The following is a 21,364-nucleotide window of genomic DNA, read 5'->3' on the forward strand; positions in this document are numbered from 1 at the left end:
CCCACCTTTCATCAAAAACCACCAAATCATCTGGCAGCAGTTAAATTTATATATCTACATAGTAAAAAGCTTACTGTCCATCTGCACATTTGGTTTAAAATCTGTATATACAAATCTTAATACTTCCTTATAATCCGAGTCATACACAATCATCCACTGCGGCAGATAATCCCTAGCACTTACATATAAGGCAGCTCTTTGAATATTTAAATTATCCCCTGGTATTTCTAATTCAATAATTTCATATTCTTTCTCATCCAGCTTCTTAAAGTATGTTTTAATGCTTTCATTACTATAAATTAAATCTGTAAAATTTTTTATAAAACTCAGTTTATATGTTTTATCGTAACTTTCATCAGTTGTGTACTGACTGTTATTTTTTAAGTCTTTCACAAATATATTATTGCCCTTATAAACTAATACTCTGTCATCGCCCAGCTCAAATCTTGTACCATTTTTACCATCATAATATAATTTCCCTTCATAATTTAAGCTTTGTCTGTCATTTTTAGTTCTTATCTCTATATTACATTTATAACTTTTTAAGCTTTTTAAATAGTCAATTGCCTCTTCAGGATTTTTCTTATTCCCGCAGCCAGATAAAAAAATGCACATTGCTGATAATACAATAACATATAAAGCTGATAATTTATTTTTCATTTATTCCCCCAAATATTCATTGTTCATTATCAATATTATTCAACTTCTTAATATGTTATTCTATTTTTATTTGCTAAGTATATATTCTCACATTAAAATAAAATTTAGTAGTTCCACTGCTATATTTTAATAAATCATTGTTGGCACTATATTAGCTGGAGTCTTCCTTTACTGAAGTTCCTTTAAAGAGTATGGTATCTCATTTAATATATCGCTTGCAGTAACATTATACATATTCTGTGAAAGCTTTTCACCAGAGTAGCCATGTACATATGCTGCAAGACAGCTGGCACTTAGTGGATCATATCCCTGTGCAATAAAGGATGCTATCATTCCAGTTAAGCAGTCTCCAACTCCTCCAGATGCCATGGCACTGTTGCCTGTAGGATTAATTATAGTTGTACTTCCGTCTGTTATTACCGTATTATATCCTTTTAAAAGCACTATGATTTGATTTTCTTTTGCAAAGTCTTTTGCAACCTGAATCCTGTTATCTCTTATATAATCAATTGAATACCCAGTTAATCTGCTCATTTCTCCAAAGTGAGGGGTAATAACAATCCTGTTTTTCTTATTTTTTAGTAAATCCAGATTGTTTTTTAACACATTTATTCCATCAGCATCAATAACAACGCCGCAGCTGCTCATTTGTAATACTTTTTTTAAAATATCCAGTGTTCTTTCATTATTTCCCATGCCTGGTCCTATAGCAACTGCATTACTTTTGATTATCAATTCATTTATTTTTTTTTCATCTTCATAGTCAGCTGTCATAGCTTCACATAACTTTGCACTTAGAATATTTAATAGATCCTTTTCCGAAGCTAATGTTACCAATCCTGCTCCGCTTCTTACAGCAGCTTCAGTGGAAATAAATGCTGCACCTGAAAATCCCTTTGATCCTGCAAATAGTAGGACTCTTCCATAATCCCCCTTGTATGAATATTTACTTCTAACCATTATTAACTTTTTTATCATTGGTCTGTCAATAATAAGATAATTTTCATTAAATTTATCCTGAACTTCTTTAGGTACACCTATATCACAAATAACAATGCTGCCTGTATATCTGTCACTTCCATAATTTAAAAAGCCTTGTTTATACATTTGAAATGATATAGTCTTATCTGCCCTTATACAATTTCCCATAGGGACTCCCTTATCTGAATTAAATCCAGATGGAACATCTATTGAAATAGTATAACTGCTGTTTTCATTAATTATAGTTATTACTGTGTCATATATTTCCTGAATCTGCCTGTTTAAGCCTGTACCAAATATTGCATCTATTGTAATCTGACTTTTTTCGATACTATCTCTTAGTTCATATGCATCCTCAAGATTCTTTACAGATTTAATGTTTATATTCATATTTTTTAATATATTAAAGTTAGTTTTACAATCATTACTTAACTTTTCCTCTGAGCCAATTAGAAAAACTTGTACAGTTTTTCCCTTTAATAACAAGTGCCTGGCAACTGCAAATCCATCTCCGCCATTATTCCCTATACCGCAAACCACAGTAAAACTGCGGAGTTTTTCCAATTGTATATTTTCTATAACCTTTATTGCTGCATTCTCCATTAAAATAATTCCTGGAATCCTTAATGTGTTTATGCAGTAACTATCCATATTCCTCATAATTAAGCTTGTTGCAACTCTCATAAGATCTCCTCCTAAAATATTTATATCTCAATAATTACATAGGCCACTGCTATCTCCAATTCATGAGAAATGCTTAAATGAATTTTATAATCTCCTTGTTGTTTTAAAACTTTATCTGCCTTTTCCTTAAGTATTACCATTGGTTTTCCTGCTTTATTTTTATCTATTTCAATATCTTTAAAGGAAAACCCTCCAAAGCCTGTACCTATGGCCTTTGCCACTGCCTCTTTTGCGGCAAATCTGGCTGCAATAAATTCCGGTCTGTATTTTTTACTTTTTAAGTATTCAATTTCTAAATCAGAAAATAACTTATGGATAAAATTAGGATGTCTTATAACAGCACTTTTAATTCTAGACACATTTACTATATCAACGCCAATACCTAAAATCAAAAAATCACCCCCATGTACATCATAATTCAAAATTATTTTTTTTGAAAGAAAAAAGAGGTCTAACCCTCTTTTTAATCCGCTAATTTGCTGCGCTTTCTAATTTTTCATCAAAATCTATTACATACTTGTCTATATATTCTCCAAGAACCTCAATTAGATGTACTGGAGATACTTCATTGTCATAAAGCAGTTTAAGAAGATTATGTACTTTGAATCTGTAAGGGCTGATACTTTTTATACTGTCAACTGAAACCTCTCTTACCGCACCATTGACAATATTATGCCTTTCCACCTCTATTCCATATGACTGCACTTCCATGGTGTCATTTCCATATGACAGTGAAACATTGTTCTTAAGCATTCTATAATAATACTCATATATCCTGCCGCCAATGGTTTCACTTTTCACCATACTTTCTACTATCATATTAAGATTCCCCCTTAATTAACTTTATTAATATGTTATCATTTTCTCAAAAAAAAAGATGTCGTTTTGTGATACACTAAAATTATTAGTTGTCGCATAATAGCGACAAAATAGTCTATTGGGGGACATATTGTATTTGTCAATATCATTAAACAATAAAATATACTATTCTTTATGGGTGCAATTTTGTCGATATTCTAAATATTCTGACTATAATTTTAGAAAATTATTTTATTTAAAGTTTTCTGGAATATGTCCACATTTATTCCCAGGTACTTGCAAATATCTTCTATAATCAATATTGATATGAATATTATGGGTAAATCCTCTCCCTTATAGCTTTCCATCATGGCTTATTATAATTGTTTCTTTATACTTTTATAGCTGTCTTTCATTTCAGTTAAATTTTCTTCATTGGAGCTGTGCTCTGAGAACTTAGTTTCATTATAAAGGTCTGTAATTGCATTAAGAGCATCCTTTTCATTTACAAAAGTTCCTGCGTGATTTTTAAGCTGAGTGGCAGTCATGTATTTTTTAAAAAATCCTTTTTTGTCAGCCCTTATTTGAAATGCTCTATATACAGCTAATATTTGAGTTTTAATATCCTTATTTCTAAACATATTCCTAATAGTATCTGCGAATCTTGTTTTTGATGAGCTGTTGTCATTCTTAATTATTTTTTCGATTTCAACTTCCTCTGTTTCATCTAAAAGTCTTACTTTATATCTTCTCCTTAAAATAAATTTATAAATTAAAATTAAACCTGCTATGATGATTATAATCTTAACTGCCAATATTACATTACCTGGAATACCAGTATAGGCCTTATTTAATATAACTTTTTTAGTCTTGGAATCTTGTTGAATTAGTTTAGCATTATTCCAGGAACGCCTATTAAAGAAGGCAATTAAAGGTATACTGACTATATTGGCAAAGGCTTCAAGCAGCTTACTAAGAGCAGGCTCCACAAATGAGAATATAATTTTAATAAAGCTTATTATTTTAGCTAATATATTTACAAGAAAAATATAGGTTTTCTCCGAAGAAAGCAGTAAAACAGACAATATAATAGCAATGTCATATGTGAAAGATTTTTTGGATTTTACTTTAATTACCACATTTCTGCTTTCTCTTAACAAAAAAATCGCTAAAATGAAAAACAATATATAAAATCTAAATATATTTTTGTTATTATTACTGTTGAGCATAGGATAAACTAATCCTATTATTGAAATTGTCAGCATAAATACTTTGATTTTATCTGAAATGTAATAAAAATTAATATCCTCCTCATATACCTTTTCAAGAGTTAATAAAATAAAGACTGTATATATGAGATTCAGGCTGAATGAACCATTTAAAATAAAATATGATAATACTGTGCTTATTGAAAGTGCAATGGCTATTCTTATGAATTTACTGCTTACTTTTGACCTTAAAAAATATAGAATAAGCAAACCAATTACATTTACTATGAATAATTTATAGTCCACATTAGCATGTATAAAAAATTCACAAAAAATACTCCATAATATAAACCCGAATAAGTTCACACAAATACCATATATTATATCTATTGTCTTATGCACATTCATTATTATTCCCCCTATACCATAATTTTTCCAGTCCAGCTATAGAAGGAACTGTCCCTTTTTCCGATATATCAATAATTAAAATAATATATCCCTGTCTTTTCAATTTCAAAATAATGTTTAAACTATCATTATCCAGAAAAGGTGTAACAAATACATAAGTGGAATTAATACTAAATTTTGTGCTGTACTCGTTTATAACACTGCCAAGTGTATTTCTTGGGATATAATCCATCCTGGCACAGCTTTCCAGAATACTTTGAAAGGACTTTATAGATGGTGTGATAAAACAGCTTCCTGATTTGGAGTTATTAATAATGTATCCATTTGTTAAAAAGCCTACTGCTACTCCGGTTCTAGCTGCCTTATTAGCAAGTGAGCATACTATATCAATTCCTTTATCAACTACTTTTTCGTTTGTAAAACACCAGTATGGTTCTCCGCACTGCACATTCAAAATAAATGTAACTTCCCTGTCACAGGTATAATCATATTCCTTAACCATTAATTTATTCATTTTAAGGCTGGATTTCCAATGAATATCCTTCATTCTGTCCTCCACGTTATACTCCCTGATGCCTTTAATATATTGCGGATCTTTATAAAGCCACCTTTTTATCAAATTATCTCCTTGAATGCTGGTGGAATGAAATGTAATATCCTTGGCATCAATTATCTTTGGATAAACAACTACTTCTATATAATCATCAACGGTTTTACTTATTGAAGAAAAACCAAAAAAATCTCCTATGGACAGTTCATAACCTTTAAGTAAGTAGGCACCTCTTTTATTCCATTTAATATAGTAACTTCTTCTTTGTCTTTCATAAGAATACATTCCAAAAACACTGGTTCTGTAACTTTTTATATCTCCATCTTCACTCTCACATCTGCTGATCAAAGCTGGGATGGTTTCCTTAATCATGACAAATGATACAGGGAGTAATTTATTATTTTCTATTATAGTAGTTATTTTTACACTTTCACCTATTATGATTCTGCTTTTATTGGCGGCTCTTTTAATAGTCAGCTTATTAAATCCTGACTTTTTTACCATTTCTGCTAATATAATAAAGGTAAAGGATATAAATATAAAAATATAATAATACCGCATAACTTCACCCCTATATTTTTTCTAAAGGCGTTTCAACTGTTTCGAGGATTTCCTTAATTGCGTTTTCACTGCTATCCTTATCTTCGCTTATCTGGCTTCTTAATTTAATTCTATGGCTTAAAACTGGAATGCACATTTCTTTAACATCCTCTGGTATGACGTAATCTCTCCCTCTCACAGCTGCTAAAGCCTGACATGCTTTCATGAAAGCCAGAGATGCTCTTGGGCTTGCCCCTAAAGAAATACCCGAATTACTTCTGGTAGCCCTTATTATTTCAATAATATAGTTTTTGATTTCATCGCTTACATGAGTATAAATATAGTTATTCTGAACATATTCTATATCTTCCATTGACACTACGCTTTCCAGCTTGGTCAAAGGATCACTTTCAATATATGTATTTAATATGTTTATTTCCTCGTTATATTCAGGATATCCCATGGATAATCTTATAAAAAATCTATCCAGCTGAGCCTCCGGTAATGGAAAAGTACCAAACTGCTCCACAGGATTTTCAGTTGCTATTACAAAAAATGGAGAGCTTAATTTTACAGTTTCCCCTTCAACTGTAATTTGTCTTTCCTCCATACATTCAAGAAGAGCTGATTGTGTCCTGGGTGTAGCTCTGTTTATTTCATCTGCTAAAACAATATTGCTAAGCAAAGGACCTTTCCTGAATTGAAATTCATTAATCTTTTGATTATAAAAATATATCCCTGTTAGATCCGATGGCAGTAAATCAGGAGTAAACTGAATTCTTTTAAAACTGCAGTTCAGAGATGATGACAATGACTTAGCTAATTTTGTTTTTCCCAGTCCAGGTACATCCTCCAGTAAAACATGTCCCCCACAAATAAATGCAACAATTATTTTTTCAATTTTGCTTTCCTTGCCTATAATTACTTTCGATACATTGTCACTTATCTTGTTTTTAAATTCCATGAATTTTGATAAATCCATACAATAACCCCTTTCTTCAGTTAACAGTTAACAGTTATAAGTTAAGAGTTCTTAGTTCTTACTTCTTACTTCTTACTTCTTACTTCTTAGTTATATTATACCTATTAAAAGTAGTAAAGTACATAAATGGAAATTTTAAATTAGAGTAAGACACAAATTTTAACTCAAACATTTATGAAATTTTCTTATTAATTTTTTAACCTTAATATGATATACTAATATCATTATATAGATAATGTATTTTTATTTAGTAATTAATAACATTTACAGTGATTCGTAAAGGAGGAATAAATTTGGCAGATGTGAGATGTTGCCTTTTTGATTTAGATGGTGTCATTGTTGACACTGCAAAATATCATTATTTAGCATGGAGACAGCTTGCTGATGAACTTGGTTTTGAGTTTACAAAAAATGATAATGAAAGACTCAAAGGCGTAAGCAGAATGAAATCATTGGAAATCTTATTGGAAATTGGCGGTTTAAGCTTTGATGAAAGCACAAAGTTAAAGCTTGCTGATAAAAAGAATAAATGGTATGTACAATACATATCAAAAATGACACCCGATGAAATATTACCTGGTGTTAAAAACTTTATTGATGATATAAAGAGCAGAGGTATAAAAACTACTATAGGTTCTGTAAGTAAAAATACAATGACAATATTAAATAATGTGGGACTTACATCTTACTTTGATGTGATAATAGATGGCACAAAAATTACCCATGCAAAACCAAATCCTGAAGTATTTTTAAAAGGTGCTGAAGAGCTTAATATTGATCCTAAAAATTGTGTTGTATTTGAAGATGCAAAGGCTGGTATTGAGGCCGCAATTAACGCAGGTATGTATAGCATAGGTATAGGTTCACCTGAAGTATTAAGTAAAGCAGATATAGTAATATCAGGCTTTGAAGAAATGTCCTTTGATAAATTAAAAAGTTTATAAATACATTATAAAGATAGATGTAAAATAAATCATAAAGTTAGCATTGCCAACTTTAATTTTAGCCCAGATGTGCAAACGATTGCCCAGTTTATAGTAAAGGAGAATTAATATGAAGCAGTATTTAAAATTAGATCCCTGGTGCATTATTGAGGAAGGATTTAATCCGGAAGACAATAGAGTTTCTGAGGGAATATTCAGTTTAGGAAATGGTCATATGGGACAAAGAGCTAACTTTGAAGAGGAGTATAGTGGTGATACACTGCAGGGTAATTATTTAGCTGGAGTTTACTATCCAGACAAAACAAGAGTAGGATGGTGGAAAAATGGGTATCCTGAATACTTTGCAAAGGTATTAAACTCAACAAACTGGATAGGAATAAATTTTCAGTTTGATGGTGAAAGTTTAGATATTTCCAAGTGTGATGTTAAGGGTTTCACAAGGAAATTAAATATGAAAGAAGGTTTTCTTGAAAGGTCCTTTACAGCTGTACTAAAAGATGGAAAAGAAGTTAGAGTTAATTCCAAAAGATTTTTAAGTATAGTACGACCAGAGGTATGTGCCATAAGATACAGCATAACTCCTGTAAATTTCAGCGGTAACGTTACAATTGAACCTTACCTTGACGGCGACATAAAAAATGAAGATTCAAACTATGATGAGAAGTTCTGGAATGAAGTTTCAAAACAAGTTTCACTAGGTTCGGCTTCACTTGCCATGGTAACAAAAAAACTAGATTTTAACATATGCTCTTCCATGAAATACAGCATTGAAAAAAATAATAAAACAGTAGACCTGCTGGGGGATATAGTGGAAGGCTGCAAATATGTATCTAATGTAATAACATTAGACTTTAAGCAAAATGATGAAATTGTGGTGTATAAGTATGTTGCTAATACTACCTCAAGGGACTATTCAAAGGATGAAGTTTTATCAAGGTCAGAACTCACTGCTGCTGAAGCTTTTGAGTGTGGCTTTGATAAACTGTTTGATGAACAAAAGAATGCCTGGTATAAAAAGTGGATGGAAAGTGATATCGTCATTAATGGTGATGTTGCTGCCCAGCAGGCTATAAGGTTTAACATATTTCAGTTAAATCAAACCTACACAGGTAAAGATGACAGATTAAATATTGGTCCTAAAGGTTTTACTGGTGAAAAATATGGTGGAAGTACCTACTGGGATACTGAAGCTTACTGCATCCCATTTTTCCTAAGCACAGCTGATGAAAAAATTGCCAGGAACCTATTGATTTATAGATATAAACATCTTGAAAAAGCAAAGGAAAATGCCAGAAAGCTTGGTTTCAAAAAAGGCGCATTGTACCCTATGGTTACAATGAATGGCGAAGAATGTCATAATGAATGGGAAATCACCTTTGAGGAAATTCACAGAAATGGCGCAATAGCCTATGCAATATATAATTATGTAAATTATACAGGTGATAAGAAATATTTGGCACAGTATGGTCTGGAAGTATTGGTAGAAATATCAAGGTTCTGGGAAGAGAGAGTTAACTTTTCAAAGGATAAAAATAAATATGTTATTCTTGGTGTTACTGGTCCAAATGAATATGAAAATAATGTAAATAACAACTGGTATACCAACAGAATGGCATGCTGGACCATGGAGTACACTTTAGATGCAATAAAATATGTAAAGGAAAATAACCCTATTAGATACAAGGAATTGAAGGAAAAACTTGGTTTATTAACCGAGGAAACAGATAAATGGACAAATATTATTAAAAATATGTATTATCCAGAAGATAAGAATTTGGGAATATTCCTCCAGCAGGATGGCTATTTGGATAAAGAACAAATTCTTGTGAAGGATTTAGACCCTTCACAATTACCAATAAATCAGCATTGGTCATGGGATAGGATACTGAGATCATGCTTTATTAAACAGGCAGATGTTCTTCAGGGTCTATACTTCCTGGAGGATAAATATGATTTAGATACTATTAGGAGAAATTTTGATTTTTATGAGCCAAGAACAGTTCATGAATCCTCATTATCTCCATGTGTACATTCAATTCTTGCCTCAAGACTTGGCAAGGAAGAAAAAGCCTATGAAATGTATTTGAGAACAGCTCGTTTAGATTTGGACAATTATAATAATGATACCAGTGACGGATGTCATATAACAAGTATGGCAGGAACATGGATGTCAATAGTACAAGGCTTTGGAGGTATGAGAGTAATAAATGGTAAATTAACTTTAAATCCATTTATTCCAAAGCAGTGGGATTCCTATTCATTTAAAATAATGTTCAGAAATATACTACTTAATATTGAAGTTTCAAAACATAAAGTGAAAGTTACAAATGAAAGCAGCTCCAAATTAACATTAGAAATTAAGGGAACTGAATACAATTTGGAAGGCAATGCTGCTGTAGAAATTTAATAATGCATTAAAATCCCCTATTAATAAAAGATGTTCTCCAAACTCTATATAAATAGTTTTTGAAGAACATCTTGTTTTATCTTCTCTTCCAGGTAGTGCCTTCTTTTGTATCCAGCAGCTCAATATTCATTTCATTCAGCTTATTTCTTATTTCATCAGCTTTTGCCCACTGCTTATTATTTCTTGCTTCAAATCTTTCAGCAATAAGCTTTTCAATTAAATCTATATTTTCATTGTCTTCTTCAGATTTATCTTCCTTTAATAAATCCAATGAAAGTACTTTGTCAAAGTCCTCAATAATAAATAGTTTTTCTCTGTTTGTTAATTTATTATCTTTAATTACTTCCCAAAGTACAGTAATTGCATTTGCTATATTTAAATCATCGTTTATTTCTTTAGAAAACTTTGTTCTGTAATCATTTACTAGATCTAAGTCAAACCTGTCATGTTCAGAACTTCCCTTTAATATACTCAAGGTTTTGCTTTTCAGCTTTTTTAGAGAATTTTGTGCATCTTTTAAGCTGTCAAAACTGAATAAAAGCTGCTTTCTGTATTTTGAATTTAAGCAGAAATATCTATAATCCAATGGGCTGAACCCCTCATCTATTAATTTTGAGAGAGTTAAAAAATCCCCAGATGACTTTGACATTTTGCCTCCATCCATTACTAAAAATTCTCCATGCATCCAATAATTTACCCATTTATGCCCAAGATAACTTTCTGATTGTGCTATTTCGTTAGTATGATGTACAGGTATGTGATCAACACCTCCGCAGTGAATGTCTATAACTTCTCCCAAATATTTAATAGATAGTGTGGAGCATTCAAGATGCCAGCCTGGGAAGCCTCTGCCCCATGGTGAATCCCATTGCATTATTTGATTTTTAAACTTTGAATTAGTAAACCAAAGTACAAAGTCTAATGGATTTTTCTTATTAATATCTATTTGCACTCTTCTTCCTGCCTGTAATTCCTCCATTGAAAGGTTTGCAAGTTTGTTATAATCCTTAAATTTATCTATTTCAAAATATACATTCCCATTTGCAGCATAAGTATATCCTTTTTCCTCTAATCCCTTTATTAAATTAATCATATCATCAATATGCTCTGTAGCCCTGCAGCTAACTGTAGGTTTTTCAATATTTAATTTTTCGCAGTCATCATAAAAAGCCTTCTCATAAAATCTGGCTATTTCCCATGGAGTTTTGTTTTCCCTTTTAGCTCCAAGGGCCATTTTATCCTCACCTTCATCTCCATCAGACTGCAGATGCCCCACATCGGTTATATTCATAACATGCTTAACTTTAAATCCATTATATTTTAAAGCCTTTTTTAAAGTATCTTCAAAAATATATGTCCTAAGGTTTCCTATATGAGCATAATTGTATACTGTGGGTCCACAGGTATACATCCCAATCCGGCCTTCCCTGTAAGGAATTAATTTTTCTTTATTTCTTGTAAGAGTATTATAAACATAAAAATCCATTTTAACACCAACCTTTATTCAGTTTTGAGTTTTGAGTTTTAAGTTTTGAGTCCTTTATTCAGTTTTGAGTTTTGAGTTAAGAGTCACTTGATACAACATTCTGCTGTGTATTACCAAAAAGGCTGCAGTTTTTCTGCAGCTTTAAATATTCTTACCATAATAGTAAACCAACAAAAACTTTGTTTATGTCTATATTTTATCATAAAAATATAAAAGTTCAATGTTTAGGTTTACATTGTTTTTTGTGAAGTTTTTGTGAAATTTCGTTAATTAATTAACTGAATTTGTTGCTTTTATTTAGACTTAATATTATAATTATATTATTAATAATAGTTATTAATTAATAATACTTGGAGGGATATATTATGAAAGCTATGGAAGTTAAAAAGGACATTTATTGGATTGGAGCTCTTGATCCAAATTTGAGAACATTTGATATTGTTATGCATACACCATATGGCACAACATACAATTCTTATATTGTAAAAGGAAGCGAAAAAACTGCTGTTGTTGAAACTGTAAAAGAGAAATTCTTTGATCAATATATTGACAGATTAAATTCATTAAATATTGACCCTTCTAAGATAGATTATATAATAGTTGATCATACTGAACCTGATCATGCAGGATCTATTGCAAAACTGCTGGACATAGCCAAAAATGCAGTAGTTGTAGGATCTGCTGCTGCAATAAAATTTTCAAAAGCTATAGCAAACAGAGACTTTAAGTCCCTCGTGGTAAATAATGGTGATACACTGAGTCTTGGAAATAAAACTTTAAAGTTCATTTCTGCGCCAATGCTGCATTGGCCTGATACAATTTATACTTATGCAGAAGAGGACAAGTTACTTTTTACATGTGATTCCTTCGGTGCACATTACTGTAATGAAAATGTATTTAATGACTTAAATCCAAGTCAAAAGGATTATAATGAAGCATTAAAACATTATTTTGACTGCATTATCTCACCCTTTAAGCCTTATGTATTAAAGGCAATAGATAAAATTAAGGATCTTGATATAGATATGATTTGCACTGGACATGGCCCTATACTTAGGGAAAATCCATGGAAAGTTGTTAATCTGTATAAGGAATGGAGCCTTCCTAAACAAAAGGACAATAATGATGGCAATATAGTAATGTGCTACGTTTCAGCTTATGGCTATACAGAATCCATAGCCAATAAGATTGAAGAGGGTGTCAAATCAGCTGGCAATTTTAATTTTAAAAAATATGATGTGGAACATAATGAAATACCTGACATAATAGAAAAAATAAATGATGCAGACGGGTTATTATTTGGCTCACCTACAATGTTAGGCGATGCACTAAAGCCAATTTGGGAAGTTTTATACTCTCTTAATCCTATAATACACGGAGGCAAGATTGCTGCTGTTTTTGGATCCTATGGCTGGAGCGGCGAAGCAGTAAGAAACATGGAAGAAAGATTAAAACAGTTAAGGATGAACATAATTAAACCTGGTCTCAGGATAAACTTTAAACCAACAGAAGATGAACTTAAGCAGGCATATAATTTTGGACAAAGTTTTGCAAAAAAAATTCAGGAAAAACTGAGCAAGGGTGTAAAACCAAGTAAGCCTGCAACTCTTAAAAAATGGAAATGCTTAATCTGCGGTGAGATTTTTGAAGGTGCTGAGCCGCCAAAAATTTGCCCTGTCTGTGGAGCTACACAAGACCAATTTATTGAGGTTCAGGACAGCGTTAAAACATTTGCCAATGATACTGATGAAAAGTTTGTTATCATAGGCAATGGTGCAGCTGGATATTATGCTGCTGAAAGTATCAGAAGCAGAAATAAAAAAGCAGGTATCCAGTTTATCAGCGGAGAAAGCAAACCATGCTATTACAGACCTGTATTATCAGATTACCTGAATTCTGAAATTGAAGATAAGGATTTTTATGTAACCAATAAAGATTGGTACAATGATAACAATATAAAGCTTACTTTAAATTCCTTTGTAAATAAAATTGATACTAAAAATAAGAAAGTATTTTTGAACAATGGAGCTGAAGCAGAATATGATAAACTTATTCTTGCAAATGGCAGTTCCAACTTTATCCCTCCAATTCCCGGAAACACAAAGGAAGGTGTATTTACTTTAAAATATCTAAGTGATGCAGATAAAATTAAAGCTTACTTTACCAAGGTTAAAAAGGCAGTTGTTATCGGCGGCGGTTTATTAGGCCTGGAAGCTGCCTGGGAAATGAAAAAAGCAGGATTGGACGTTACTGTAGTAGAATTCTTTGACAGACTTCTTCCAAGACAGCTTGATAAAGAAGGAGCTGAAATATTTAAGAAGATAGTTGATAACTCAGGTGTGAAAATAATATTAGGCAGCTCAGCAGTTGAAATATTAGGTGACAGTAATGTAACAGGTATAAAATTAAACAATGGTGAAACTTTAGACTGCGAAATGGTTCTGTTTTCCGTTGGAATACGTCCTAATAAAGCATTAGCTGAAGCAGCTGGAATAAAATGCGATAAGGGTATTTTAGTAAACGACAAAATGATGACTAATATTGACTCCGTTTATGCCTGCGGTGATGTTGCACAGATTAATGGAAGAGTATACGGTAACTGGCCAGCTGCCGTAGGAATGGGCAAAGTAGCTGGAGCCAATGCCTGTGGTGATGAATCATATTTTAATGATTTTGTTTCATCTGTTGTATTTTCATCGATGAATGCAGATTTATTTTCCTGCGGGTCCTTTGATGAAGGATGTGAAGAACTTGCAGTTAAAGATGCTTCAAAGGGTATATATAAAAAATTATTCTTTAAAAATGACAAGCTTGTTGGAGCAATGCTCATAGGTGATACAAAGAAATCAGGCAAAATTACATTAGCCATCCAAAGTGGTAAAACCTTTAATGATGTATTAACAGAAAATCTTCTTTAAAAAGAATTCCCAGAAGTGTGATGCTTCTGGGAATATTTTTATTTATGAAACTTTTCAATGCCTTCTCTGTCAAATGCCAAAACAGCATTTATTTCTCCTCCTAAGATAATAATTATAGAAGTAATAAAAAGCCATGTTAATAATATTATCACAGCACCTATGCTGCCATATAACATAGAATAATTTCCGAAGTGATTTACATAAAATGCAAAACCAAATGAAGCAATAAGCCATCCTGCTGTAGAAAATAGTGCTCCAGGCATTATATCTTTCCAATTCAGCCTTCTGCTTGGAGTAAAGTGATATAGTGCTGCAAATATGAATACCATGGACAGCATTATTATTATATATCTGATTAAATCCCATAAATATTTTAATTCTGTAGAAAAGCCAAGCCACTTTATTCCAGCTGTCCATATGGTTTCCCCAAATACAAGAAGAATTACGGTTAAAATTATTATAAATGTCAGTGCTATAGTACATAAGACTGCCACAAGCTGTACCCTAAAATAAGATCTCTTTTCATTCTCATCATAGGCTTTATTTAATCCTTTTATTACTGCATTAAAACCGCTGGAGGCAGTCCAGATTGTTATAATTAAACTTAATGACAATAGATTTGTATTTTTTGTATCAAAAACCTCAATTATTGTATTTTGAATTAATGCAAATGCATTTATTGGTAGTATGTCCTTAAGTACAGAAAGCACATCAGATCCGCTGATAGGACTAAAACCTGCCAGTGTAAGTAAAAATATTAAAAAAGGGAAAAAGGCAAGCAGTAAACTATATGAAAGTTGAGATGCTAATGCTAAAACATCATCTGCTGAAAATCTCTTAGCCAGATTAACCAGATCTTTTACTATTTGATGCTTCATTTTTTCAGCTCCCTTAGAATCCTTACTTTGTATTTATTATATGCTTTTTAGTTTAAAATAAAACATTGCGCCCTTTTCTGTATTATTAACACCATATTCACTTTGATGAAGTTCCAATATATTCTTAACTATAGCAAGTCCAATACCTGTGCCTCCAAGCTTTCTGTTTCTTGATTTATCAATTTTATAAAAGTTATCCCATATTCTTTTCTGCTCTTCTTCTGGTATATGTTTACCGCTGTTTTCAACCTCCACTATAACCCATTTACCATCCTTTTTCATTTCTATTTTTATAAAGCCATTGTCATCAACATGTCTTATTGCATTTGTTAACAGATTGTTTAAAACCTGTTCTATTCTGTCCCAATCCGCATCTACCTTCTGATTTTTCAGCAGATTTACCCGTAAATCTATATTTTTTTCTGAAATTATTGCAGAAAACTTCCTGACTATTTGTGATATAAGCTCATCAATATAAAATTTCTCTTTTATGAGCTTAAAATTTCCAGACTCTAACTGGGATAAATCCAGCATATCACATACTAAATTACTCATTCTTCTGGATTCATCTATAATAACATCCAAATAGTAATCTCTATCTTCATCTACCACCACATTATCCTTCAGTGCCTCCGCATACCCGTCTATTAAGCTTATTGGAGTCTTTAATTCATGAGAAACTGCAGCAGTAAATTCCTTTCTCATTTTTTCCAATGTTCTTTCATGCTTTATATCATTTTCTAACCTTTCATTTGCCCCTCTTAGTGATGTTAATGCATTATCCAGGTTTTCAGATAAGAAGTTCAATGATGAGGCAAGATTTCCTATCTCATCTTCACTTTTTATATTGCATCTTTCTGAGAAATCAAGTTTGGCCATTTTGGATGCAGTTGAATTTATTTTTATCAGTGGTTTAGATATCATATTAGAATAAACAAATGAAAGTATTACTATGAGGAAAACTGCTCCTATATAAAAGTAAAGATAAAATTCTTTAATTACAATAGCAGCCTCATTTACTGGCTGCAGGGATGATATTACAAATACGAATTCTTTTTTACTGCTGTCTGCGGAAAAGCAAACAACATTTTTCGTTTCAAATTCCTTTGTATCAGTTATAATTGTATTTACTTCATCGTCCATATTACTAAATGCACTTACATTGATATTAAGCTGTCTTATTACCTCATTTATAATTCTGATTTTCCCTGCATCACTTTTTTCATTTCCTGACTTTATTGTAAATTTCAGCTGGCCATATCTATCTAATATTGCAACTTTAGCACTGTTCTCTTCCTCAAAATTTTTAATTAATTCTGTAGTTTTATTCAAATCATTAGTTTTATTGTACTCTGTCATAAACTTTACAAGATTATTCTTCAGATTACTTTTCTTTTTACTTATATAAAACTTTTCAAAAAATACTGATTGAATCACAAGAGTAGTGCTTAGAAATGCAATAAATACCACAGTAGTTATGAGAAAAAGCTTGGCTGTGATACTTTTTTTTATTTTCATCTTTTCACCTCAAATTTATACCCGCTTCCCCTTACTGTGGAAATCAAATATGCCTTATCTCCAAGCTTTTCTCTTAGTCTTTTTATATGAGTATCAACAGTTCTTAAGTCTCCAAAATAATCCATGCCCCAGACTGCATTTAATATTTTCTCTCTGCTTAAAGAAATATCCTTATTTCTTATAAAATATGTTAACAGTTCAAATTCTTTAGGTGATAAATATATTTCATTTTTATCTATAGTAACAATATGGGCTTCTTCGTCAACTGTGAGCCCATCAAAATTATCTCTTAAATTATCAACTTTAGTAAAATACACTCTTTTAATTAATGCATTTATCTTAGCTACCAAAACTTTAGGGCTAAAGGGTTTAGTTTCATAATTGTCTGTGCCCAGCTGAAAGCCAAGTAATTTATCATCGTCTTCTCCTTTAGCTGTCAGCATCAGTATAGGAACATCTGATTTTTTTCTAAGTTCGCTGCATGTAGTCCATCCGTCCATAACAGGCATCATTACATCCAAAACTACTAAATGTACTTTATTTGCAGCAAATATCTTTAGAGCCTGTTCACCATTTTCAGCCTCAATAATATTATAGCCTTCTCTCTTTAAATATAATCCAATGAGAGATCTCATTCTTTCTTCATCATCAACAATTAAAATTGTTTCACCCATATTCATCTCTCCATTTTATAATTAATTAAAATCTTAAAATAATGCATATTTAGATATTTTTATATTAAATGTACCTAGTTACACTTGTATGTCAAATTTGTTAATAACTTATTAACAAATTAGGGTTGAATAAAAAGTCATCTGACAATATAATGTATATATGTAATATCTTATTAAAGGAGGATGGTATTTTGAATAATGATCCACATAACCATACCTATGATAACTTTTTTAAAGTTAAGAGTCCTGACTTTAATCCAGAAGGTATAAAGGAAAATAAAATAAAGCCTGCTGGTAAATTTCACTTCCTGCAATTTATACCAGTAGCATTAATTATAGCTGCTATACTATATTTTGTATTCAGGTAATTATGTGTTTTATTTTTTATTATTAATAAAACTACAGCTGCGCCTTATTAATATGCAGGCACAGCTTTATACACTATAAAAGGTATACTAATACATCTTAACCGCCTAATGTAACATCCTGCGTACTATACCAGCCCAGTGCATTTAAAAAATGTTCCGGCTTAAAATCAGGCCAGTAATCATCAACAACATAGAAATCCGAATAAATAGACTGTACAGGTAAGAAACCGCTTAATCTTCTCCTTCCGCCCCACCTGATAATCAGATCCACCCTTGATATATCTGAGGAATTAATATTGTTAATTATATTTTTTTTTGATCTATCTGCCATTTTCAGATTATTTAAGTCCCATTCCCATCCGTAATTTACAAGAAAATTAACTTTCAATCCACCTTTCCCAAAATTCTTTCTTTTTGTATATGGCAGCAATTCCGCCGGAAACATAGGTGAATCAGTATTCCCTACCACAAGAAGTGAGGCATCTTCTTTAGAAAGTATTTTAACTGCACCAATACAGGCCTTTGTAAATGCTTCCCTTTGCTTTACAGGTCGTTTAGTATTATCTGTAGTAAATCCATAATATGTAATCTCCTTAATTCCAGCCTGCTGACACAGCTTAAAAAGTTCCAGCCCTGGGCCTAATCCCAGTTCGTATCCTTTTTCCTTTGACATACCATTTGATTCAGCCCATCTTCTATTTCCATCTGGTATTATTCCAATGTGATTTGGTATTCTCATATTATTCACCCCTGATCCTATTATAATTTTTCATTTTAAACATATATTTTAGAATAGTATTTGCATAAATATGTTAAAAATACACAATTAAATTGTTAACTCTATATTTATTTTATGTATTAAATTATAATAAATATATTATATTAAATATTTTAAAAATATGCTGGAGGTTCTAAAATGAATATTGCTGTAATTGATGCCCAAGGCGGCGGTATTGGGCAGACAGTTGTAAAAAGGCTGCGCAGAGAATTTAAATCACAAATTAATATATTTGCATTAGGCACAAACAGCACTGCAGCATCAAATATGCTTAAAGCAGGCTCAGACTATGGTTTTACTGGAGAAGACTCTATAATATCATTTTGCCACACTAAGAAAGTAAATGCAATAATAGGCCCTATTGGAATCATGGCCAGCGGTGGAATAAATGGTGAAATCACTGCAGAAATATCTAAAAGCATATTTGAAATGGAATGTACTAAATATATTATTCCTCTTAGAAAGCATGGCATCTATATACCTGGTACCAGGAATCTGGAAATAAGGGAAATAATTGATGAAATAATTGAAGATATAAAATTAAAATTTTATGTTTAACAATTTCAATGCTTTTATCATATTATAAAATGTAATCTTTAATAGGAGTGTTTTGTAATATGTTCTATGATAACTACGATCTTTGGAGAGGCGACATTTATGAGGATGAAGATTTTGATTTTATGCCTCCTCAAGCATTTTGTCCATTAGGATTCAGGCAGTTTAATCAGGCACCACCCATTGGTTCTCCGCAAGGTTTTATGCCTCCAAGTGGTCCTCCTCCATTAGCAGTCCCTCAAGAAAATCTGTACCAAATGAAAGCCGTATCTCCTGCATCACTTGGTCCATGCAGAAGAAGATTAGCATACCTGTGGTTAAATAATGGCAGATCTTTTTGGGCATGGATTGCCAACGTTGATAGAAGAAATGTTTCCGGATGGAGATGGAATGGAAGATCATGGGTTAGATTTACAATGGATTTAAGAAGAATAAGACATTTTGCTTGTTTTTAGTGCTGTAATAAGGCGGGCTTTAAAGAGCCTGCCTTATTTTTATAAAACTATTTAAAGTACTTGTCTATTATTTTTTCTGCCATTCTTTTTTGAGTATTTGCACTGTTAATAAGGGATAGTACTATTAACAGTAACTTCTCATACTCATGCTGATCTTTAAAAATAAAATCTGTTTTTTCATCTATAAAATTTATTTTTTTCTCCATTGACTGCTGAAATTCTTCTGTATTGCATTTCTTTATAGCTAAGAAGCCTTCATATATTTTCTCTAGTTCAATAGATTCTTCATTATCCTTTTCAAAACTTTTTACTATTTTATCCATTAAAACTTTTATATCATTAATAGATAAACTCTGTTTTAGATTGTAAATCAATATCATCATTATTATATGATTCTTAGAATACTTTTTATTTTTAATAGGAATCAGTATTTTGTCCTTTGAATAATTATTTATCATGGTTTTTGTAAGTATCTTGTCCTGTTCACTTCGCTTAGATCCCTTTAAACCATTTTCAAATAAGGTTATTACCTGATCCATATATAAATCCAGATTTGGTATGTCACTTAAAAGTATGTCCTCCTGTAAATTCAATTCACTAATTGTATTAATTAATTCATCATTTAAATTATCCATATTATCACTCCATTGTTTAAGAATAAATTTTATAAAATAAGAAAAAATAATATAAATTCGTTACATAGTTACAATAACTACATGTGGCTATGTATATATTTAATTTTAATAGTATTCTATAGCATTTTCAAGAAAATTATTAAAAAATCCTAAAATTATCTGCAATTTTGCATTAAAATGGGTATTGATTTTTATCTGTACAGATATATAATAGACATATAGTTTTGAAAACTACGTAATGCAATGTTAATATAATCGAATGTGCTGGGAGGTATATATATGAAATATGTTTTTAGGGAAAAGGTAAGTGGGTTTACTCATCTTTTTGGAGCTGTGGTTTCCTTGGTTGGATTAATTTCCATGATTGCAAAAGTGCTACTATCGGGATCACCAACCAATTTAGAGCTCACTGGAGTAATAATTTTTGGACTAAGCTTAATCTTTTTATATACTGCAAGCTCAGTTTATCATCTTGTTAATTCCACGGAAAAAGTAATTAATTTCTTAAGAAGATTGGATCACTCAATGATATTTGTACTAATTGCAGGCACTTATACGCCAATTTGTTTAATTGCTTTAACAGGCAGGCTTAGATGGGTATTGCTTATAACTGTTTGGTCTTTGGCCGCAGCAGGAATATTAATAAAAATGATTTGGTTCAACCTGCCAAGATGGGTTTCAACATCTTTTTATATATTTTTAGGGTGGATTGCAATCTTTGTCATATCACCCCTATCCAAAGCGATTTCATGGAAGGGAATTGCATGGCTTTTACTGGGGGGCATTTTCTATACTATTGGAGGTATAATTTATGCCACTAAATGGCCAAAACTTAATTTTAAATCTTTCGGATTCCATGAAATATTCCATATCTTTGTTCTGCTTGGAAGCTTTAGTCATTACATTCTTGTAATGAATTATGTAATTTAATCTTTAG

At 31.5% G+C, this 21,364-nt stretch carries 20 protein-coding genes; 7 read left to right on the top strand and 13 right to left on the bottom strand.

Translation table 11 applies throughout. The features are described 5' to 3' along the window. Positions 1 to 54: 54 nt before the first annotated feature. The 7 genes from EQM05_RS13875 to EQM05_RS13905 form a co-directional block, all read right to left on the bottom strand. Entirely contained in the window at positions 55 to 660 is a 606-nt protein-coding gene (locus EQM05_RS13875; RefSeq protein WP_128750582.1) for a germination lipoprotein GerS-related protein, read from the bottom strand. Between the two features lie 168 nt (positions 661 to 828). Next, positions 829 to 2,325: an NAD(P)H-hydrate dehydratase gene (locus EQM05_RS13880; protein WP_128750583.1), complete on the bottom strand. Its 1,497-nt coding sequence runs from the start codon at positions 2,323 to 2,325 to the stop codon at positions 829 to 831. A 20-nt stretch (positions 2,326 to 2,345) separates the two neighbouring features. Continuing rightward, positions 2,346 to 2,717: a holo-ACP synthase gene (locus EQM05_RS13885; RefSeq protein ID WP_128750584.1), complete on the bottom strand. Its 372-nt coding sequence runs from the start codon at positions 2,715 to 2,717 to the stop codon at positions 2,346 to 2,348. Between the two features lie 79 nt (positions 2,718 to 2,796). Continuing rightward, positions 2,797 to 3,144 carry a DUF6514 family protein gene (locus tag EQM05_RS13890; protein WP_128750585.1) on the bottom strand — a complete coding sequence of 116 codons (348 nt, stop codon included), beginning with the start codon at positions 3,142 to 3,144 and terminating at the stop codon, positions 2,797 to 2,799. A gap of 356 nt (positions 3,145 to 3,500) precedes the next feature. Beyond that, positions 3,501 to 4,739 carry a hypothetical protein gene (locus EQM05_RS13895; protein ID WP_128750586.1) on the bottom strand — a complete coding sequence of 413 codons (1,239 nt, stop codon included), beginning with the start codon at positions 4,737 to 4,739 and terminating at the stop codon, positions 3,501 to 3,503. After that, positions 4,726 to 5,793 carry a DUF58 domain-containing protein gene (locus EQM05_RS13900; protein ID WP_205694143.1) on the bottom strand — a complete coding sequence of 356 codons (1,068 nt, stop codon included), beginning with the start codon at positions 5,791 to 5,793 and terminating at the stop codon, positions 4,726 to 4,728. The genes EQM05_RS13895 and EQM05_RS13900 overlap by 14 nt, the downstream gene beginning before the upstream one ends. 67 nt (positions 5,794 to 5,860) lie before the next feature. Next, positions 5,861 to 6,811 (bottom strand): MoxR family ATPase, encoded by a 951-nt coding sequence (locus tag EQM05_RS13905; RefSeq protein WP_128750588.1) that lies wholly within the window; start codon positions 6,809 to 6,811, stop codon positions 5,861 to 5,863. A 302-nt stretch (positions 6,812 to 7,113) separates the two neighbouring features. Between EQM05_RS13905 and pgmB the strand changes: the two genes are divergently transcribed. Together pgmB and EQM05_RS13915 are read left to right on the top strand one after the other, a co-directional pair. Then, entirely contained in the window at positions 7,114 to 7,755 is a 642-nt protein-coding gene (gene pgmB, locus EQM05_RS13910; RefSeq protein WP_347560235.1) for a beta-phosphoglucomutase, read from the top strand. A gap of 109 nt (positions 7,756 to 7,864) precedes the next feature. After that, positions 7,865 to 10,162 carry a glycoside hydrolase family 65 protein gene (locus EQM05_RS13915; RefSeq protein WP_128750590.1) on the top strand — a complete coding sequence of 766 codons (2,298 nt, stop codon included), beginning with the start codon at positions 7,865 to 7,867 and terminating at the stop codon, positions 10,160 to 10,162. A gap of 76 nt (positions 10,163 to 10,238) precedes the next feature. Here EQM05_RS13915 and cysS read toward each other — a convergent pair whose 3' ends face one another. After that, complete coding sequence (gene cysS / locus EQM05_RS13920) at positions 10,239 to 11,648, bottom strand: cysteine--tRNA ligase (protein WP_128750591.1); 1,410 nt, start codon at positions 11,646 to 11,648, stop codon at positions 10,239 to 10,241. A gap of 365 nt (positions 11,649 to 12,013) precedes the next feature. Between cysS and EQM05_RS13925 the strand changes: the two genes are divergently transcribed. Beyond that, positions 12,014 to 14,566 carry an FAD-dependent oxidoreductase gene (locus EQM05_RS13925; protein ID WP_128750593.1) on the top strand — a complete coding sequence of 851 codons (2,553 nt, stop codon included), beginning with the start codon at positions 12,014 to 12,016 and terminating at the stop codon, positions 14,564 to 14,566. 38 nt (positions 14,567 to 14,604) lie between these two features. Here the strand turns inward: EQM05_RS13925 and EQM05_RS13930 are convergent, their stop codons facing one another. Genes EQM05_RS13930 through EQM05_RS13940 form a run of 3 tightly spaced genes read right to left on the bottom strand, consistent with a single transcriptional unit; the run spans position 14,605 to position 17,636 of the window. Next, a complete protein-coding gene (locus EQM05_RS13930; protein WP_128750595.1) occupies positions 14,605 to 15,444 on the bottom strand; it encodes a YihY/virulence factor BrkB family protein in 840 nt (279 codons plus the stop codon). 36 nt (positions 15,445 to 15,480) lie between these two features. Then, positions 15,481 to 16,962, bottom strand: a complete 1,482-nt coding sequence (locus tag EQM05_RS13935) for a HAMP domain-containing sensor histidine kinase (protein ID WP_128750596.1) — start codon at positions 16,960 to 16,962, stop codon at positions 15,481 to 15,483. Next, the gene (locus EQM05_RS13940) at positions 16,959 to 17,636 is read right to left on the bottom strand and encodes a response regulator transcription factor (protein ID WP_128750598.1); all 678 of its coding nucleotides are present in this window, start codon (positions 17,634 to 17,636) and stop codon (positions 16,959 to 16,961) included. The genes EQM05_RS13935 and EQM05_RS13940 overlap by 4 nt, the downstream gene beginning before the upstream one ends. A gap of 191 nt (positions 17,637 to 17,827) precedes the next feature. Here EQM05_RS13940 and EQM05_RS15920 point away from each other — a divergent pair, with 191 nt between their 5' ends. Beyond that, on the top strand, positions 17,828 to 18,004 hold the full coding sequence (locus EQM05_RS15920; RefSeq protein WP_164917308.1) for a hypothetical protein: 177 nt from the start codon (positions 17,828 to 17,830) through the stop codon (positions 18,002 to 18,004). A 97-nt stretch (positions 18,005 to 18,101) separates the two neighbouring features. Here the strand turns inward: EQM05_RS15920 and EQM05_RS13945 are convergent, their stop codons facing one another. Continuing rightward, positions 18,102 to 18,743, bottom strand: coding sequence for an undecaprenyl diphosphate synthase family protein (locus EQM05_RS13945; protein WP_128750600.1), 642 nt, complete (start codon positions 18,741 to 18,743; stop codon positions 18,102 to 18,104). A gap of 177 nt (positions 18,744 to 18,920) precedes the next feature. Here EQM05_RS13945 and EQM05_RS13950 point away from each other — a divergent pair, with 177 nt between their 5' ends. Continuing rightward, positions 18,921 to 19,340 (top strand): DUF3842 family protein, encoded by a 420-nt coding sequence (locus EQM05_RS13950; RefSeq protein WP_128750601.1) that lies wholly within the window; start codon positions 18,921 to 18,923, stop codon positions 19,338 to 19,340. Between the two features lie 122 nt (positions 19,341 to 19,462). Further along, the gene (locus EQM05_RS13955) at positions 19,463 to 19,792 is read left to right on the top strand and encodes a hypothetical protein (RefSeq protein WP_243108078.1); all 330 of its coding nucleotides are present in this window, start codon (positions 19,463 to 19,465) and stop codon (positions 19,790 to 19,792) included. A 47-nt stretch (positions 19,793 to 19,839) separates the two neighbouring features. Here EQM05_RS13955 and EQM05_RS13960 read toward each other — a convergent pair whose 3' ends face one another. After that, positions 19,840 to 20,427 carry a DUF1836 domain-containing protein gene (locus EQM05_RS13960; RefSeq protein ID WP_128750603.1) on the bottom strand — a complete coding sequence of 196 codons (588 nt, stop codon included), beginning with the start codon at positions 20,425 to 20,427 and terminating at the stop codon, positions 19,840 to 19,842. 279 nt (positions 20,428 to 20,706) lie between these two features. Between EQM05_RS13960 and EQM05_RS13965 the strand changes: the two genes are divergently transcribed. Then, complete coding sequence (locus EQM05_RS13965; RefSeq protein ID WP_128750605.1) at positions 20,707 to 21,357, top strand: hemolysin III family protein; 651 nt, start codon at positions 20,707 to 20,709, stop codon at positions 21,355 to 21,357. The last annotated feature ends 7 nt before the right edge of the window (positions 21,358 to 21,364 follow it).

It is taken from the genome of Clostridium sp. JN-9 (assembly GCF_004103695.1).
GTDB lineage: Bacteria > Bacillota > Clostridia > Clostridiales > Clostridiaceae > JN-9.

Bases quoted from the DNA above. Each gene is read 5' to 3' on its own strand.
- EQM05_RS13875 (WP_128750582.1), bottom strand. From the start codon at position 660: ATGAAAAATAAATTATCAGCTTTATATGTTATTGTATTATCAGCAATG.
- EQM05_RS13880 (WP_128750583.1), bottom strand. From the start codon at position 2,325: ATGAGAGTTGCAACAAGCTTAATTATGAGGAATATGGATAGTTACTGC.
- EQM05_RS13890 (WP_128750585.1), bottom strand. From the start codon at position 3,144: ATGATAGTAGAAAGTATGGTGAAAAGTGAAACCATTGGCGGCAGGATA.
- EQM05_RS13895 (WP_128750586.1), bottom strand. From the start codon at position 4,739: ATGAATGTGCATAAGACAATAGATATAATATATGGTATTTGTGTGAAC.
- EQM05_RS13900 (WP_205694143.1), bottom strand. From the start codon at position 5,793: ATGGTAAAAAAGTCAGGATTTAATAAGCTGACTATTAAAAGAGCCGCC.
- EQM05_RS13905 (WP_128750588.1), bottom strand. From the start codon at position 6,811: ATGGATTTATCAAAATTCATGGAATTTAAAAACAAGATAAGTGACAAT.
- EQM05_RS13915 (WP_128750590.1), top strand. From the start codon at position 7,865: ATGAAGCAGTATTTAAAATTAGATCCCTGGTGCATTATTGAGGAAGGA.
- cysS (WP_128750591.1), bottom strand. From the start codon at position 11,648: ATGGATTTTTATGTTTATAATACTCTTACAAGAAATAAAGAAAAATTA.
- EQM05_RS13925 (WP_128750593.1), top strand. From the start codon at position 12,014: ATGAAAGCTATGGAAGTTAAAAAGGACATTTATTGGATTGGAGCTCTT.
- EQM05_RS13930 (WP_128750595.1), bottom strand. From the start codon at position 15,444: ATGAAGCATCAAATAGTAAAAGATCTGGTTAATCTGGCTAAGAGATTT.
- EQM05_RS13935 (WP_128750596.1), bottom strand. From the start codon at position 16,962: ATGAAAATAAAAAAAAGTATCACAGCCAAGCTTTTTCTCATAACTACT.
- EQM05_RS13940 (WP_128750598.1), bottom strand. From the start codon at position 17,636: ATGGGTGAAACAATTTTAATTGTTGATGATGAAGAAAGAATGAGATCT.
- EQM05_RS13945 (WP_128750600.1), bottom strand. From the start codon at position 18,743: ATGAGAATACCAAATCACATTGGAATAATACCAGATGGAAATAGAAGA.
- EQM05_RS13950 (WP_128750601.1), top strand. From the start codon at position 18,921: ATGAATATTGCTGTAATTGATGCCCAAGGCGGCGGTATTGGGCAGACA.
- EQM05_RS13955 (WP_243108078.1), top strand. From the start codon at position 19,463: ATGCCTCCTCAAGCATTTTGTCCATTAGGATTCAGGCAGTTTAATCAG.
- EQM05_RS13960 (WP_128750603.1), bottom strand. From the start codon at position 20,427: ATGGATAATTTAAATGATGAATTAATTAATACAATTAGTGAATTGAAT.
- EQM05_RS13965 (WP_128750605.1), top strand. From the start codon at position 20,707: ATGAAATATGTTTTTAGGGAAAAGGTAAGTGGGTTTACTCATCTTTTT.